The sequence below is a fragment of the Pseudomonas sp. GW821-FHT02A08 genome (assembly GCF_059422045.1).
The window spans coordinates 50,490-67,042 of sequence record NZ_JBWKWD010000015.1; the positions used below are offsets into that span (position 1 = coordinate 50,490).

Sequence of the window (16,553 nt, forward strand, 5' to 3'; positions counted from 1 at the left end):
AGGGCGCCGTTTTTTTACATCTGCCATAGATCCCTTGTAGGAGCTGCCGCAGGCTGCGATCTTTTGATCTTGATTTGGGCCCGTTATAAGCCAAAAGATCGCAGCCTGCGGCAGCTCCTACAAGGTTCGTGTAGAGGTTCATCTCAGAGCAGGCTCCACGACACCCCGACGTACATCGCCATGCCCTCGCCGGGGGTGGAGCGTGCCGCGTCCAGCCCTTTGTCGTCGTAACCCGGCGTGACCGTGGCGGCATAGTGCTTGTCGGTCAGGTTGCGCAGGTCCAGCCAGGTCTGCCAGTCGCCCTTGGGGGCGTTGTAGCCCAGTGTGGCGCCGAATATGGCGTACGGATCGGCGTAGTAGCTGTTGGCGTAGTCGACCGCCGCTTTGGACACCCATTGCGTGTTGGCTGCGGCGAAAAAGCCTTGTGGCCAGTCGTAGCGCAGTTCGCCCTGGTAATAGTGCATCGGCAGGCCCGGCAGGCGGTTGTCGCCGAAGCGTTCATCGTCGCGGTAGTGGAAGTCACTGAAGGTATAGCTCTGGCGCAGACTCAATTGGCCGCCATCCTCCGGCGACCAAAGGGGGCTCAGCAGGCTGGCTTCCACGCCCTGGTGCACGGTGGGGCTGGCATTGAGCTCGTAGGGCGTGGTGGCATTGGCGTCCGGCAGCACCGACAGCAGTTCGTGGCGCACCTGGGCGTAGTACCAGGCCAGGCTCCACTGCCCCAGCGTGCTGTCACCGCGCCCGCCGATTTCCAGGGTGGTGGCGGTCTGGTTTTGCAGCGTGACCGGTTCGCGCTGGGCGCCCGTGGCGACGCCGCTGCCCTTGGGGAATCGGATGTTCGAGCTATAGATCAGCGACCACGGGTGCGGTGCCTCGACCGAGCGGCTGAGATTGCCGAACAGTTGCAGGTCCGGTGTCAGTTGGTAGCGCAGGCCCACGCGCGGAGCGTAGTCCCAGTCGTGCAGGCTGGTCTTGCCACCTTCCAGCGGGTAGGTGACATCGCTTTCACGGCGGGTGTAGATCGCGGCGAGGCCGGTGGTCAGCCACAGGTCGTCGGCGATTTCCAGGTCATTGCCCACATGCAGGACCGTGTCCGAGCCCTGGTAGGTGAAGTTGCGAATCAGCGTGCCCGGTGCGTAACCGGCGGTGTTGCCGGTGGGGATGCGCACGAACTCGCTGGCACCGGCATTGGGCAGGTGTTTGGTCACTCGCAGGCCCAAGGTACTTTGGCTTTGCAGACCCCAGAGCGTGTCGCGACGCTTGTAGTCGAACGTGCCGCTGACATCGGTGTACGCCACCTTCAGGCGGTTGGGCCCCTCGCTCAGGTCCATGGGATAGTCGTGGTAGACAAGGCCGGTCTGGATGCTCGAATCGTCATCGATGTAGAAGGTGGTCTTGTTGCCGATAAAGGTGCTGCCCGGCTCGTCGCGACGGTCGTCCCGCGCCACGTAGGCCGGGTTGGCCGCCCGTGGGTCGTGCTCGATGGAGTGTTTGGTCACGCGTCCCGCGAGGTCGTTGTCGGTCTGGCGGTGGCGCAGGTAGAAGCGTGTTTCCAGGTTGGGGTTCAAGCGATAACCGAAGTTGGCGATGACCCCCTGGCTCTCGCTGGCCGTGTGGTCCTGGTAGCCGTCGGCGTTGGCGTCGGTCATGGCCACGTAGTAATCGAAGGTGCCGAGCACCTGCCCGGAACTGACCTGGCGCTGCTGATAACCGTGACTGCCCGTTGCGTAGCGTACCTGCAACTTCGGCGCGTCGTAGCCGGTATGGCTGACGTAATCGATGGCCCCGCCCAAGGCCAGGGCACCCCGGTCGAAACCGTTGGCGCCGCGCAGTACTTCCACATGGTCGAGCCACAGCGGTTCCAGCAGTTCATAGGGCGTGCCGCCGGGGCCGGTCAGCGGCAGACCGTCGAGCATGGCGTACAGCCCCGAGGCATGGGCGCCCGGTGCACGGTTGATGCCCGATCCGCGGATCGAGATCTTCACCCCTTCGTTGCCCGCCGACTGGGCATATATCCCCGGCTGGTAAGCCAGTACATCCTGATTGCTGGCCACGCGGCCCTGCAACGGACGGCGCATGTCGACCACGTTGGTGCCACCGGGCACCTGGGCCAGCCGGGCCTTGGCGTCCTCGATCCCCTGGTCTTCGTCGCTCTGGTCCTCGGCGCCGATCAGTACTTGTCCCAGCTCCAGGCCCTGAGCCTCGGTCATGGCCGGACAAACAAGGGCCAGGCCCAACAGCGCAGCGGGCAAGGAATGAGGCGAGGGCATTGGGAAAACTCCAGACGTACGAAAACGGGCAATGAACAGTGCGACGCAAGAAGGAACGAAGGGAGCACATGGCAATTTTGTTGTTTTTTTGCCCGCCAAGGGCTGGCGGCTATCGGTTCAGCAGCGGTGCCAGCAATGCACACATACCGCGCCAGTGCGAACCTTCCCAGTAAACCCGTTGGCAGGCGTCGCAGCGCAGGAAATGCGAATAGAGGGCGCCAATGCGTGGCGGCACCTGCGTCCGGGCCAGTTCCAGGCTGATCTCGTGCAGCGGCAGGTTGCAATGCAGGCACAGGCTGAATGGCCGCGCACTGCGCGCCAGGTCGAGGCGCTCGTACAATTCGCGTAGTTGCAACGACGGTTTCAGGGCATGCACATAACAGCCGTGGCTGATGATTCGCCGCTTGAGCAGTTCGCGGTCGCGGGTCAGCACGATGCGTCCTTGCTGTGCAGCGATCTCGGCGATCTCGCCATCCTCGAAGCCATTGTCGTAGAGGGTGTCGAAGCCGCTCATGCGCAGCAGGCTGGCCAGCCCGCCAAGGTGCGCATCCGCGACGAAACGCAGCACCCGTAAAGGATGCGCGCGAACCTTCAGCAGCGGGCTGATGTCCAGCGTTTCGAACTTGGGGTACACCGCCAGCCGGTCACTGTCGAGGATCACCCGCTCCAGGCCCACCGACTCGCCGTTGAGCAGCACCAGTTCGACCTCGGTGTGCGGCACGCCGAGCGCTTCGATCATGTGCTTGACCGTCGCCCCTTGCGCGCACTGGCAGGTGAAGGGTTGCCGCCGCCGTTCGGCCGGCAGGAAATCGTTGAGCTCCTCGTAGAAGCGGAAAGTTGCACTGGTCATGTTGAACAGTATGGCAGGGCTGCAGGGTGAGCGAGTCTGGTCCGGATATCTACTTGGTCGCCTCTGAACCTGTAGGTATTGAATGACCGTTTTCGGGCCGATTGCTGCCTCTGACGAGGGGCAGCAATCGAATACCGTGACTATTCTTTCGGTTATACAGCCAACAGGAATTGGTCAATGACTCCTCTCACAAAACGTAGAGTTTTACTCACAACAATGGCGTTGTTTGTAATGGTTCCGCCGACAGCATTTGCTGCATTGTTCGGTATTATGGGGCTGATGTTTTCAATCGCGACTTATTCAGAAGGCGACTTCTCGGCTTGGCTGATACTCCCAACGGTAGTGTTCGGTTGGCTAGGGGTTTATTCGGGGTGGCGCATCTACTTTGGACTACTGTGGTCGCGACCCAGATTCAGAAGCAAGGCCAGGTTGATGGTCGGCTTGTTGTGCGGAATGCTTGCAGCTGCGGCCATGATTTACGGTATTTATCCGCCGCTTGGTGTCAGTATCGCTTTATTTGCGCCCAGCATCATCGCGGCAGCTATTCTGGCCGTGCTGATGTGGAACAGTCCTGCTGAAAAACAATGATTAAAAGCGTCAACCTCACGTGCCATACACTGAGGGTTGAGCCGTCCGAGTCTACAGGTCAAGCAGACCATGGCTTTGAAGTTGCGCGCGAGCTCCACTCGCATGCTGATGAGCGCGGACGTAACTTCCATCGGCGAATGCCCACTGCGAATCAATTTCGCCTCGCAACTCAAAAAAATCCGTCCAAAGCCCCTTGGCTGCCCAACGGTTGAAGCGATCATAGGCAGTCTTCAAGGGCAAAACTCACGGGGAACATCGCGCCAGGGAGCTCCTGTACGGAGCTTCCAGAGAATCACCTCCACCCTCTCCCGGTCATTCGGCCATGGGGCTGAAATCCAGGTACCCATCCGGGCACAAAATACCTTTATGATACTGGCAATTGAATACTACACATTGCAGAAGGGAGCGTGCGATGAGGATGATTGACGGAAAGGAGGGGCGAGCGCGCGACAGAATTCGTCGCTGATAAATCACCGCAGGATTCTGGATGATGGTTTCTGTCACACGGCCCGCATCATTTGACTTATTGGCTGTTGCAAGCAAGAGCCTGCGAGACGAAGAAGAAATTCGAGCGTTTGCTGCAGTAATTTTTTGAAGCGATAGAACTTGGATTATATTGATTATGATTTTGGGGCGATAATAATGATTGTGAATGGTGATAACTTCAACATAATTAACCCGGCCTTATTCAAGCACAGCGTTGAAGGCATACGTCAAAGTATCGCCACGCCGGACAGTTTTTATTGCTCTGATAATGTAATTTGCTGGAATCGGAATCTCAGTTTCATGACTGACGAGAGCTTTATGGAAATCATGAGGCGTAATGCAACTTCTAATGTGGAAATGACGATTATCTGGCGGACGTACATCTTGTGCCACTTCGCAAAACTGGCCCGACGCCTGCCAGGAGACTTCGTCGAGGTCGGTGCATACAAAGGCAACACTGCCAATGTGATTGCAGACAAGATTGACCTCGCATCAACCGGCAAGCAGTACTACCTGTACGACGCGTTTGAGCACACGGGCACTGAAGTTAACCACGCAATGCCTGAGCACAGTTCGGAGTTGTACATGAAGGTCAAGGAGCGTTTTTCCGAGTACCCTTTCGTCAAGGTAATCAAGGGCTACGTGCCGGAGTCATTTGAGCAAGGATTCCCGGAGCAGATTGCATTTGCCCACATCGATTTGAATCAAGCGCCTGCCGAAGTGGAAGCACTCAAGAGAATCGTCCCTCGCATGGTGCCCGGTAGTGTTCTGGTGCTGGATGATTATGGCTGGTGGTGCTACCGCGCACAGAAGGAAGCTGAAGACCCGCTGCTTGCTGAGTTCGGCTTGGACGTACTGGAGTTACCTACGGGTCAAGGGATCGTGATCAAGCCGTAACCGACTCCCCGGGGAGAATGTATTCAGGCCTGCGCTTAAATACCGGAATGTCGGTAGTTTTGGGGAGGCATTCTGAACTGGCCTAATGATTCTGGACACTTTCACTGGGCGCTATGATGGCGCCCAAACCAGTGGTGAAGAATTGACTACCGCCATGGGGACGTGTGGTGGCTCAGCCCCTTCGGACTTTGAAACATACCCCTGAATCCGGCATGCGACCTTTCCTCTCCACAAGTGAAAAACCTGGCAGTGGTGTGAAAAACTGTCGGATCCAGAGACTTTTCGAACGGCTGCTTTTGGCTGTGTAAAAACGTTTTTGATTGTAATAGGTGGCTGGATTCGACACAAAAATCGCGCTCCTACGCAAATTTCAGGTCTGCTGAGTTGCCGAGTGCCAGCAATCCTAGAGCTCCACTTTGTTGTTCGCGGACTGCGTCAAAAACTCGCTGATCAGTGACGTAACCTGCTGTTGGATTACCTCGCGCGGGCGAGCATTGTCGCCATCCCCGCAAATGATGCCATCGCCAGGAGTGTCCTCTTCGAGCAATGCCACTGCACCTGGTTTGCAAATCGGCAAGAAGCTGAAATGGCTGGCGTCACTGATCTCGACATAGCGGCTGGACGCTTGGGGCAGGCGTGTGGCCAGGTTGGCGGACTCCAACTGAGCAGGCAGTTCCACCGATGGTGCGCCGGCAGCGATAACCAGCACCGGCACCGGCAGTGCCGCAAGGCTCTCGTCGGTCATCCCGCGCGAGAGTCCCAGGTCCAAAGAAACCACAGCGGTGACGCGTTGATCGCGCAAATCGCCGGCCAGACCAGCCTTTAATGCCGGAGTACTCTCAGGGTCGATCTTTTGATAATTGGTGCAACTGGATAACTGCGGATGGAGTTTGCAATCACGGGCAAACAGGGCCGGGTCGAAACGAGCACCGGCGATCGCCATTGCGGTCCAGCCGCCGAGTGAATGGCCCACTACAGCAATTTGACGCTTTGCGACCACGCCAAATTTTTCAGGTTGAGTGGTGACCGCCTCAATGGCCCGATGCAGGTCAATGGGCCGCTGCCATAGCTGCGCCGCCGCTTGCGGGCTGCGATCATGGGTCGTGGTGCCGGGGTGGTTGACCGCTGCGACAATGTAACTCTTATGGGCCAATGCACTCGCCAACCAGTTCTGATTGTTCCAATTGCCTCTGAATCCATGGGAGAGCACCACCAATGGGTGCTCGCCAGCAGAGGGTGGCGCGTTGCGAACCGCAGAAGCACCGACAAACACCACATCGTCGCCGATCAACTGTGGGGTGACGGTCGTTGTAGCCATAAAATGCTCCCTCCTTTCGGCAGAAGCCAACACCGCGGTCAGCACTGCCCGGGAGGTTGTGCTGACCGTGACCTGGTCTCACCGAACCAGTTCGACCTCGCTCGGGCGCCACTCTTTCGTGAAGAACGACTCAAGGGGGCTGTAGAGGCGCAGGAGCATGAACCAGCCCTTGTCGGGCATGGTTTGTATCCAGTTGCCGGCTTTGGCGTCCGCTGGTTTGGAAGGCCCGAAGTAGATGGTCATGGAACCATCCGCGTTTTCGACGGCCGCCGGTGAAGGGTAGGTTTGACTGCCGGCACGCGGGTAGCGCTGTGGTGTCTGGAGCATGGAGCGCGTCTGGTTATCGTAGACGGTGAAGGACCAGAATTTCGCGGCAGGGATCTTTGGTGGCAGGGTCACCTTGTAGGTCTTTGCGCCATCGAAGGGATTCTTGTCGGCGTCAGAGAAACCCATGAGGTACTGCGAGCCAACGTTGGGCAGCCGCATGATCATGCCCGGCGAATCCATTGTGTAGCCGTAGTAGAAGGCCGTGCGCGAATCAAGCGTACGCGCGCCAGTCGGCGGTAATGCCTTGAACAGGCCTTCCTTGGTAATCAACGGCGGCGGTGTTTCAAAATTGAAGCCGCCTTGCCACAGCATGTTGGCCCACATCGAGTTCGGGTAATAGGCCCAGCCGGGATACTCGGCGGCACGCCAGTTCAGCGCTCGTCCAGCGGCGTTGCCCACGGCTGCCGCGTCGCTGAGGATCTTCTTCATCCGCTCGTCCGGAGCAAAGGGTTTGCCCTTCACGATACCAATGGCCGCCAATTCGCCCATGAGTTCCGGGCTGAACGAGGTGGCGGGTTCCAGCTGTACGAGCTTGTCGAGCATCTCGAAGTAAGAAAAATCGTTAGGCGGGATGGTGTTGAAGGATTTGCCACTGCCCTCGATGAACTTCGTGGGCGGTATCGGGGGGATGGGCTCCAACCGGACTTTGCCGTCGAGTGCCGTGGCAATGCTGGTGCCGTAGCCACCCGGTGTGTAGGGGTAGATCTTCAGCTTGTCCTTGATGAGATCAACAGCAGGTTTCGGGTCGTTGCTCTCCATAAAGGCGCGAACGGCGTAGAGCACATGGTTGGTTTTCGAGCGGCCAATAAAGTAACCGCCATCAGGAACAGGACCCTCGTAGTCCGGCGGCAGAATCAGGTATTTACCGCCTTCACCCCGATCAGGCCCGGGTGCGCCGATGTCGATGATCCAGCCAAACCACATGTCATTAAGCGTGCCGAGAGCCTTCGGTGGCACTTCAACCACCAACGGCCCTTTCGTCAAGTCGAGCGTTGCCACCGTGTAGATAGTATCGGCGTTGGCTGTGAGAAAGAGCGAGTTGGAGTCCATCAACTCGGAGAAGATGACCACCGAGTTGTCTTCAGCGCCAATGCTGTGGAAGCCCTCGCGAATCGCATAGGCCGAGGCGCCCGAAAAACTGTTCACAAATGCATCGACACCGCGTGTGAACGCCAGTGTGTCATAAACATTCTGAGCGGTTTTGGCGCTTGGAGCGCCATCCTTGAATTCCAGCACGCCGATTCGGGTCTCGATACGATCCGGCGTCTTGACGGCGGGTGGAATGTCGGTAGCCGCCTGCGTCGAGGTCAGCACCGGCAGCATCAGGGTAAAAAAGGACGTTAATACGGCGATTGGTTTGAGAATGTGCGCCATGGTTTTCTCCCAGGGGAAGTTTGAAGCATTGACTACTCAAACTGAGGAAGGGCATTGCGCAAAGGATTTTCGAAAGTCAGGCAAACTACAAACCTGGTTCCAGGATCATCGAAGGCGTGCTGAAACTGATACGCCCGGATGACCTTTGACGGATATTGCGCACAGGTGACGGAGCAGCACGGAATGCTCGATCAGTTCTTCCAGCAGACCCAAGCATAGGTGCACATTTGCCATCGCTCCAGCCACCGTCAACTATTGGCCGTTAGCTACCCCTCGTGAAAAGCAGCTTCACGCCCTGAGGAAGTCAGTCAACCAAAATCGAGGTTCTTCAGGAGCGATGAACCACGCTTCCTCAAGGCATTCAAATAGGTGGTTTCATCGTAGAGCATCCTTGTCTTGCAACAGACCCAGGAATACCGGGATGGCTTCCAAAGGATTGATGATTGCCAGCAGGGTAGTGAACATGCCGAAGAACAGGGTGAAGCAGGCGCTCATGGATGATCTGCCCAATCGCGTGGTTGACCGACTTACCTTGGCTGATCAGGAGCAAATCAACTCAAACCACTGCCGCACTGTTCGGAACGTGTGTACCGAAACCGCTGACCTCCAGCAGCAGCGCCGAAGGTCGATTCATCGGCAGGATCACCTGCTCGCGGACACCCAGTCCGCCGCGCGTTCGGCGATCATGATTGAAGCGGCGTTGGTGTTGCCGCCCACCAGCGTCGGCATGATCGAGGCATCCACCACCCGCAGCCCCTCGATGCCATGCACGCGCAATTGGCTGTCCACCACTGCATGCTCGTCGTTGCCCATCTTGCAGGTACCGACCGGGTGATAAATGGTGTCGGTACGCTGGCGCAACAGTTCGATCAGCTGTTCATCGCCGTACAAGCCCGCGCTGAACATATCCTTCAAGCCATAACGCGCCATCGGCGCTTGTTGAATGATGTTCCGGGTCATGCGGTAGCCCGTGAGCAGGGTCTCGACATCTTCGTCATGCCCGAGAATGTTCGGGTCGATGCGCGGTGGGGCGCTCGGGTCGTTTGATTGCAAACCGACGCTGCCGATGCTCTTGGGCCGTAGCACGCAGACGTGGCAACTGAAGCCGTGACCCCAGTGCAGCTTGCGGTTGTGGTCGTCGATCATCGCGATCACCGAATGCAGCTGGATATCCGGGCGTGCAAGTGTGGCATCGGTTTTCAGGAAGCCACCACCTTCGGCGAAGTTGCTCACAAAAGGGCCGCGCCGATGACGGGCATAGTCGATCAATGCCTTGCCCATCTTCACACTGCCGCGCAGTGAGACACCCATCAATGACGTATCCTGGCTCCTGTAGCTGAGCACGACATCCGGATGGTCCTGCAGGTTTTGCCCGACACCGGGCAGTTCGTGCTGCACTGTGATGCCTTGGGGTTTGAGTTCCTCTTGCGGGCCAATCCCCGAGAGCATCAGCAATTGTGGGCTGCCGAAACAACCGGCACTCAGCAGGACTTCCCGGCGTGCTTTTATGGTCTGACGATTGCCCTTGAGGCGCAGCTCGACACCGACGGCTTTTTTGCCTTCGAGCACAATGCGTTCGGCAGCGGCCGAAGTCAGCACCGTGAGGTTCTTGCGCAGGTGTCGAACCGGTTTGAGGAACGCGGTGGCCGTGCTCCAGCGCCGACCGTTGCGGATTGTCACATCGAACTGGCCAACGCCCTCCTGGTCGACGCCATTGAAGTCGGGATTGTGGCGGTGTCCGGCCATCTGCCCCGCCTCGATGAAAGCTTGCGTGACGGGATGCATCGGATTCCTGCCGACATAGAGTTCGCCTTGCGCCCCGTGGTAGTCGCATGCGCCGCGGTGGCTCATTTCACTCTTGCGAAAGTACGGCAGTACATCGGCGAACGACCAGCCGGGATTGCCCAGCGCCTGCCAATCGTCGAAGTCACTGTGGTGGCCACGGATATACACCATGCCGTTGATCGAACTGCTTCCGCCCAGTACCTTGCCGCGTGGCTGGTAGCCGCGACGTCCGTTCAAGCCGGGCTGCGGTACTGTGTGAAATGCCCAATTGACGTGTCGGCTGGGCAGGATCGCCGCAACGCCCACCGGGGCATGGATCAATGGCGAGCGGTCTTCCGGACCGGCCTCCAGCAAACATACCGTGATATCGGGATTTGCACTCAAGCGGTTGGCCAGGACACAGCCGGCTGAACCGGCACCAATGATTACGTAGTCGAATTCCATCACACAATGATCCCGAGCGAGCGAACAGGGGCTGCTTCACCAGGAAGCAACAAAGTTACCTGGGACCGATTGTTGGCTGAAGGCGTTAGAAAATAATTGACCTCTCATGCCAATTATTTGATCTTTGACGACATGACTACATTGATCAGAACAAGCTCGTTTACCGGATTCCGTGAGGTGGCAAGCCAGCTCGGCGGGCAAGCTGACCTCATGCTCGAGCGCTTCCGCATCCATCCGGACGTGCTGATGGACGAGGAAGCACGGGTACCGTTGCGTTCACTGGTCGGGCTGCTGGAGTTTGCCGCACGAGAGCTCGATTGCCCTGATTTTGGCCTGCGCATGGCCGAGTACCAGGACTTGCACGTCTTGGGGCCGATTGCGCTCATCGCTCGAACGTGCGCAACGGCAGGGGAGGCGTTGGAGCAAATCATCCGTTTTATCGGTTACCACAGCCCGGGCATCCAGCTTGATCTGGACCTGAGCGAGAACCAGGCGCCGCGCTTGTTGATCGACATCCGCCTGACCGGACCGACCCCGCGACGGCAAATGGTGGAGCTGGCAATGGGGGTGGCGCATAACGGCATGAAGTTGCTGTATGGCGACAACTTCGTTGCCCAGGCCGTTCTGTTTTCCGCCAATCACTCAGTGGCTCAAGCAAGGTACCGGCGCTACTTCAAAACCGTGGTGTGCACCGGTCAATCCTGTAACGCCCTGGTACTTCGTGACGAACAACTCAATCAGCGGATTGAACAGCAGGCCCCTTACTTGCATCGCGCACTGGAGCAGTATTTCCAGCAGTTCGACTTGCAAGCGACGTCGGATGTTGTCAGTCAGGTCGAGCGCCTGGTATTGCGCATGATGCCGATACAGCGTTGCCGTTTGCCATTGATTGCCGAGCAACTGGGCATGCACGTGCGTATGTTGCAGCGAAGGCTGGCCGAGCAGGGGCGAAGCTTCGATGAAATAGTCGAGAGCCTGCGGCGTGACCGTGCCGACCACTATCTGGCAGAGCGGCACATGCCGATGTCCCAGGTTGCCGGACTGCTCGGCTATAGCGAACAGAGCGTGTTCAATCGCGCTTGCCAGCGCTGGTTTTCCATGTCGCCGGGAGCCAGGCGCCGTCAGTTGTTCGAATGAAAGGTTATCGATCTTCGCGCGGGATCTGATGGCTGGCGAAGTCGAGACCGTCGCCGAAATTGCCGCTATTGCGAATCACAGCCTTTAGCCAGCGCCGCAGCCGCAAGACTTTGGGAGACATCTCATTGCCATTGAGACACAGCAAGCGGTAAGCCGACACTCGCTCCAGCTTCTCCTTGAAAGGCAGGACCAATTGGCCATTCTTCAGGTGCTTTTCGATAAGCCCCAGCGGAGCCATCATCAATCCGTGACCGTCAATGGCCGCCTGCAGGCCATCACTCAGACTTTCAAAAAGCAGCTCACGCTGTGGCGGGATATCCATGCGTCCGGCGGCTTGATTCCAAAGCGTCCAGACACCAGGTGCCTGGGCTAGCGCAATGCGAGGGATACTCTCGATACGTTCCCCGGCAACGAGTCTTGCCGCTATTTGCGGTGCACAGACAGGCGCACCGGATACATCCGCCAGTTTTTCGGAAAATACGTTGAATCGGGTTTGCGTGGTATGGCGAATGGCGATGTCCAGCTCGCGGGCTTCCAGATCGGCCACTCTGGATGAAAACTCCATATGCACGGTGATATCCGGGTTCTCACGTTCGAACTGCGCCATGCCCGCACTCAGGTAGGTAGCCGCGAAACTGGGCGCCACACTGATGCGTAAAGGGCTGGTGTCACTGGCTTGTTTGACCGCCTGAAGCCCGATAGAGATCTCGGCCAGCCCCCGGCTGACGTGAAGCTGCAGCTTGCGCCCGCTTTCGGTCAATTCGATTTGCCGATTGCGTCGAACAAACAGCGCCACACCCAACACGCCTTCCAGCCTTCGAACCTGGTGACTGATTGCTGAAGGCGTCAGGTGCAGGAACGTCGCGGCCTCTTGAAAGGAACCCAGCCGCGCAGCGGCTTCAAAAGCATTGAGCGCGGGTAGTTGTCGCACGCTCTCCGCAGGAATGAGGATCTTCTTTTCACGTGACATTTTGTCATCCAAGTAAAACCAATGTCGTTTGTCGAGCTCACGACCCCGCTCGTACTGTGGTTCACGAGTCGATGACCCGTCAGGCACACCAACGTGCCTCGGAACACGCGATGACCAATACCACGAGCGGGGTAAATACATGAATTCATTTCTGTCGCAAAGGCCTTTGGAAGTACCAGCCGGTTCCTTTGCCGGGCTATTGCTGGAGCGAATCCAACACTACGCAGACAACCCGGCGCTGATCGACGGGCTGAGCGGTGAGCAACTGACCTACGCCGAACTGTCCCGGCATGTGCGTGTGCTTGCCGCCAACCTGATAGAGCGTGGTCTGGAGCCGGGTGAGGTCACCGCCATCATAGCGCCGAACAGCATCTGGTTTCCGGTGGCTCTGTACGGTATAGCCTTCGCCGGCGGCGTGTACTCCACACTCAATCCCATGTCCTCGCCAGAAGACGTGCGAGAACTCCTCAAGCTGGTTGGCGCCACGCGTGTGATCGTCACCCCGCAAGTCTTCGAAAGGCTACGCGACACCTTGATCACGTTGCAGTTGAAAGACATTTTCGTGCTGGGTGAGTCCGCGGGCCTCACGCCGTTTTCCTCGTTGCTGGTGGGCAAGCCTCTGGCCGAAGAGCGCTGCCGTGATGTGCAAAAAGACCTGTTGGCCCTGATGTTCTCCAGTGGCACCAGCGGCTTCCCCAAGGCGGTGATGCTCAGCAATCGCAACTACGTTGCGGCGACCGAGCAGGTGACCGCCGCCCAGGTTTTCCGCAGGTCCGATACCATCCTGGCGGCGCTGCCGTTCTTCCATATCTATGGACAAACCAGCTTCATAGGCTCGGCTCTTTCTCAGGGCGCGCGCTTGATCGTGCTGCCCGCGCTCGACCTGGAAGTGACTTTGCGCGTGATTCAGGACTACAAGATCACTGTCGCTCCGGTCGTTGCGCCCGTTGTCTTGCAGTTTGCCAAGCATCCTTTGGCCGATCACTTCGACCTGTCGAGCCTGCGCTTGGCCATCTCCGGTGCCTCACCCATCAGTGCCGACCTGCTGAAGAGCGCCGCCGATCGATTGAAAGTGCCGGTGCTCAACGGCTGGGGCCTTACCGAATCCACCACCACCGGAGCCGTTTCCGAGCCAGGCATGCCGAAAGAAGCCGAAGGTTCGGTCGGCCGGGTGATGCATGGCATTGAGGTGCGGGTCGTGGAAATCGGCGGCAGCCAAGACGTGGCGCCAGGTGCGGATGGCGAGCTGCTGATACGCGGTCCCAACGTGATGCTCGGCTACTTCAACAATCCGGCGGCAACCGCCGAAACGATCGATGCGCAGGGCTGGCTGCGAACCGGAGATGTAGGCCGGATCGATGAGCACGGCAATCTGCGAATCATCGACCGCGCCAAAGAGTTCATCAAGTTCAAAGGCTTCCAGATCAGCCCGGTCGAACTCGAAAGTGTGTTGTTGATGCACCCCGCGGTGGCGGATGCCGGCGTCGTGCCTAGTCCTGATACCGAATCCGGTGAGGTTCCCAAAGCCTTCGTTGTGCTGCGCTCACCTGTGACCGAAGCCGAACTGATCGACTTCGTCGCACAGCGTGTAACCCCCTACAAGAAACTGCGCGACATCGAGTTCATCGACGCCATTCCGAAAAACCCGGCAGGGAAAATCCTGCGGCGGATCCTGGTACTGCGCGAGCGCGAAAAACGCGAAACCCATGCCGCGTCCGGCGACCGTCTTGAGGATCGAGTCGTTATCACACGCCACGGTAATGTGCTGTCGATCTGCCTGGACCGTCCGCGCAAGATGAATGCCTTCGACCGCGACATGTTCATCGGCCTGGCCAAGGCCATGGCGATCTACGAAGACGATCCAGGCCTGCGTTGTGCGGTATTGCATGCCAACGGCCTGGTCTTCACCTCGGGCATGGACATCGTCAGCACTGCGCCTCTCGCCGCGCGGGGAGAGTTGCGTATCGGCGATCCATCGCTGGTGGATATGCTCGAGATTGACCCGGCCGTTCGCCGTCGGAGCAAACCGCTGATACTCGCCGTGCAAGGCAAGTGCATGAACCTGGGGGTGGAGCTGGCGGCAGCGGCGGACATTGTTATCGCCGCGCAAGATGTCACGTTCATTCAGCGCGAAGTCGCAGTCGGGTTGTTCCCGTTCGGTGGTGCCACTGTGTTCTTGCCGGCAAAAATCGGTCTCGGAAATGCGCTTCGCTACATCCTGACGGCGGAGGAGTTCGATGCTCAGACCGCTTGCCGGATGGGACTGGTGCAAGAAGTCGTACCGCAGAGCCAGCTGATGACGCGCGCCTTCGAATTCGCACGGTTGATTGCGCAGAACTCACCGTCCGGCATCAACGCTGCGCTTGCGTCAGTGCGCCTGGCCCGTGAAAAAGGCCCTGAGGCCGCGCTCGCAACACTGCTAGGTGAAGTCGCCCGGTTGACCGGTGCAGCGGACTTCAAAGAAGGGGCCGCGGCCTTCCTGGAAAAACGGGCGCCAAACTTCAAGGACCTGTGAGTGCCACACCTGCTGCATTGAATCCTTTGCAATGAAAGGGGAGCGGCTGCGCGACAAGCGTGGCCAAACCCGTTGCCGTTTCTCAATCACTACACAAGGACCTCAGCATGAGTGCCCTACATTTGGCCCAGCCCATCATTCCTCCCGCCATGCAATCCTGCTTCGAGCAGCAACGCGCCGCTTACCTTGCCACGCCCGAGCGCAGCCATGCCCAGCGCGTGGAAGACCTCAAGAAGTTGGCGCAGATGCTGAAAGACAACCGCAAAGCACTGATCGAAGCGATCAACCAGGACTACGGCAACCGCTCCACCTTCGAGACGCTGTTCGCCGAGTTTTTCGTCGTGCTGGGAGATATCAAGTCCACCATCAAGCATCTGAAGAAATGGATGAAGCCACAGAAGCGCCACATCGATCTGATGGTCTATCCCACCTCCAGCAACCGTGTCATTCCCCAGCCGCTGGGCGTGGTCGGCGTGATCGTACCCTGGAACTTTCCGCTGATGCTGTCGTTCGGGCCACTCTGCGCCATCTTCGCCGCCGGCAACCGGGCGATGGTCAAGATGTCGGAAAACTCAAACAACCTGACGCGTCTTCTGATGTCCATCACACCGAAGTATTTCCCGCCGCAACAGCTTCAGTTCTTCGAAGACAGCGGCGTCAATGGCTCGGTGGGCCCGGCTTTTTCCTCGATCCGCTTCGATCATCTGTTCTTCACGGGTTCGGGTCAGACCGGCCGTGCCGTGATGGCGAACGCTGCGCGCAACCTGACCCCGGTGACACTGGAGTTGGGCGGAAAGTCACCCGCCGTAGTCGCGCCGGATTTCCCGATGACCCTGGCCGTCGATCGCATCATGTGGAGCAAGGCCTTCAATGCGGGCCAGATCTGCACCAACGTCGACTATGTCTTCATTCCCGCCGGCTCCGAGGCGGACTTCGAACGCGAAGCCCAGCGGGTAATAGCCGAGCGCTACCCCGATATCAATCATGCCGATTACACCTCCATGATCGACCAGCGCGCTTATGACCGCATGCAGGCCACGCTGGATGACGCTGTGGCCAAGGGCGCGCGGGTGGTCAATCTTTTCCCCGACCAGACGCCGGACAAGACCCTGCGCAAATTCCCGCTGACCCTGATATTCAACGTCAGCGACGACATGGTCATCATGCAGCGCGAGATCTTCGGCCCGCTGCTGCCGGTCAAGACCTATACCACTCGCGAAGAAGTGGCCGGTTATGTCAACAAGCACGACAGGCCACTGGCGCTGTATCCCTTCACCAGGGATCGCGCCCTGCAGGACTACTACGTGACCCACATCATGTCGGGCGGCGTATGCATCAACACCGCGCTGCTGCACGTGTCTCAGCACGACATGCCCTTCGGCGGCGTCGGCGCCAGCGGTATGGGCCACTACCACAGTTACGAAGGCTTTCAGACCTTTTCCAAAATGCGCCCTGTCTATCGTCAGGGCTTCTTTGCCGCCACCAGGATGATGCTGCCGCCCTACGACAAGGGGCCCCTCAAGCCCAACAAGCTGATCGAACTGATCACCAAGTTGAAGGGCTGAAGCGGTAAGCCCTGTGTACCTGACTGT

Annotated in this window: 12 protein-coding genes and 1 pseudogene; 5 read left to right on the plus strand and 8 right to left on the minus strand. The window is 58.5% G+C overall.

Annotation, left to right across the window (positions count from 1 at the left end):
- Positions 1–143: 143 nt before the first annotated feature.
- Positions 144–2,270, minus strand: coding sequence for a TonB-dependent receptor family protein (locus AC07W4_RS13045; protein ID WP_495032695.1), 2,127 nt, complete (start codon positions 2,268–2,270; stop codon positions 144–146).
- A gap of 109 nt (positions 2,271–2,379) precedes the next feature.
- Entirely contained in the window at positions 2,380–3,120 is a 741-nt protein-coding gene (locus tag AC07W4_RS13050) for a Mut7-C RNAse domain-containing protein (RefSeq protein ID WP_495032696.1), read from the minus strand.
- A gap of 177 nt (positions 3,121–3,297) precedes the next feature.
- On the opposite strand from AC07W4_RS13050, the gene AC07W4_RS13055 reads away from it, so the two are divergent.
- Positions 3,298–3,708 (plus strand): hypothetical protein, encoded by a 411-nt coding sequence (locus tag AC07W4_RS13055; RefSeq protein ID WP_495032697.1) that lies wholly within the window; start codon positions 3,298–3,300, stop codon positions 3,706–3,708.
- 87 nt (positions 3,709–3,795) lie between these two features.
- Here AC07W4_RS13055 and AC07W4_RS13060 read toward each other — a convergent pair.
- Positions 3,796–4,031 (minus strand): annotated as a pseudogene (locus AC07W4_RS13060) (transposase); the annotation flags it as partial.
- A gap of 283 nt (positions 4,032–4,314) precedes the next feature.
- Between AC07W4_RS13060 and AC07W4_RS13065 the strand changes: the two are divergent.
- Positions 4,315–5,091 carry a class I SAM-dependent methyltransferase gene (locus AC07W4_RS13065; protein ID WP_495032698.1) on the plus strand — a complete coding sequence of 259 codons (777 nt, stop codon included), beginning with the start codon at positions 4,315–4,317 and terminating at the stop codon, positions 5,089–5,091.
- Positions 5,092–5,494: 403 nt separating this feature from the next.
- Here AC07W4_RS13065 and AC07W4_RS13070 read toward each other — a convergent pair whose 3' ends face one another.
- The 4 genes from AC07W4_RS13070 to AC07W4_RS13085 all read right to left on the minus strand — a co-directional run bounded on the left by AC07W4_RS13070 (position 5,495) and on the right by AC07W4_RS13085 (position 10,339).
- Positions 5,495–6,409 carry an alpha/beta hydrolase family protein gene (locus AC07W4_RS13070; protein ID WP_495032745.1) on the minus strand — a complete coding sequence of 305 codons (915 nt, stop codon included), beginning with the start codon at positions 6,407–6,409 and terminating at the stop codon, positions 5,495–5,497.
- Between the two features lie 78 nt (positions 6,410–6,487).
- A complete protein-coding gene (locus AC07W4_RS13075; protein ID WP_495032699.1) occupies positions 6,488–8,110 on the minus strand; it encodes a DUF1254 domain-containing protein in 1,623 nt (540 codons plus the stop codon).
- Positions 8,111–8,485: 375 nt separating this feature from the next.
- Positions 8,486–8,605, minus strand: a complete 120-nt coding sequence (locus tag AC07W4_RS13080; RefSeq protein WP_495032700.1) for a MarC family protein — start codon at positions 8,603–8,605, stop codon at positions 8,486–8,488.
- A 147-nt stretch (positions 8,606–8,752) separates the two neighbouring features.
- Positions 8,753–10,339, minus strand: a complete 1,587-nt coding sequence (locus AC07W4_RS13085) for a GMC family oxidoreductase (RefSeq protein ID WP_495032701.1) — start codon at positions 10,337–10,339, stop codon at positions 8,753–8,755.
- Between the two features lie 132 nt (positions 10,340–10,471).
- On the opposite strand from AC07W4_RS13085, the gene AC07W4_RS13090 reads away from it, so the two are divergent.
- A complete protein-coding gene (locus AC07W4_RS13090) occupies positions 10,472–11,476 on the plus strand; it encodes an AraC family transcriptional regulator (protein WP_495032702.1) in 1,005 nt (334 codons plus the stop codon).
- A 4-nt stretch (positions 11,477–11,480) separates the two neighbouring features.
- Here the strand turns inward: AC07W4_RS13090 and AC07W4_RS13095 are convergent, their stop codons facing one another.
- The gene (locus AC07W4_RS13095; protein ID WP_495032703.1) at positions 11,481–12,446 is read right to left on the minus strand and encodes a LysR substrate-binding domain-containing protein; all 966 of its coding nucleotides are present in this window, start codon (positions 12,444–12,446) and stop codon (positions 11,481–11,483) included.
- Positions 12,447–12,585: 139 nt separating this feature from the next.
- On the opposite strand from AC07W4_RS13095, the gene AC07W4_RS13100 reads away from it, so the two are divergent.
- Together AC07W4_RS13100 and AC07W4_RS13105 are read left to right on the plus strand one after the other, a co-directional pair.
- Complete coding sequence (locus AC07W4_RS13100) at positions 12,586–14,961, plus strand: crotonase/enoyl-CoA hydratase family protein (protein WP_495032704.1); 2,376 nt, start codon at positions 12,586–12,588, stop codon at positions 14,959–14,961.
- Positions 14,962–15,068: 107 nt separating this feature from the next.
- On the plus strand, positions 15,069–16,526 hold the full coding sequence (locus AC07W4_RS13105) for a coniferyl aldehyde dehydrogenase (protein ID WP_495032705.1): 1,458 nt from the start codon (positions 15,069–15,071) through the stop codon (positions 16,524–16,526).
- Positions 16,527–16,553: the final 27 nt, after the last annotated feature.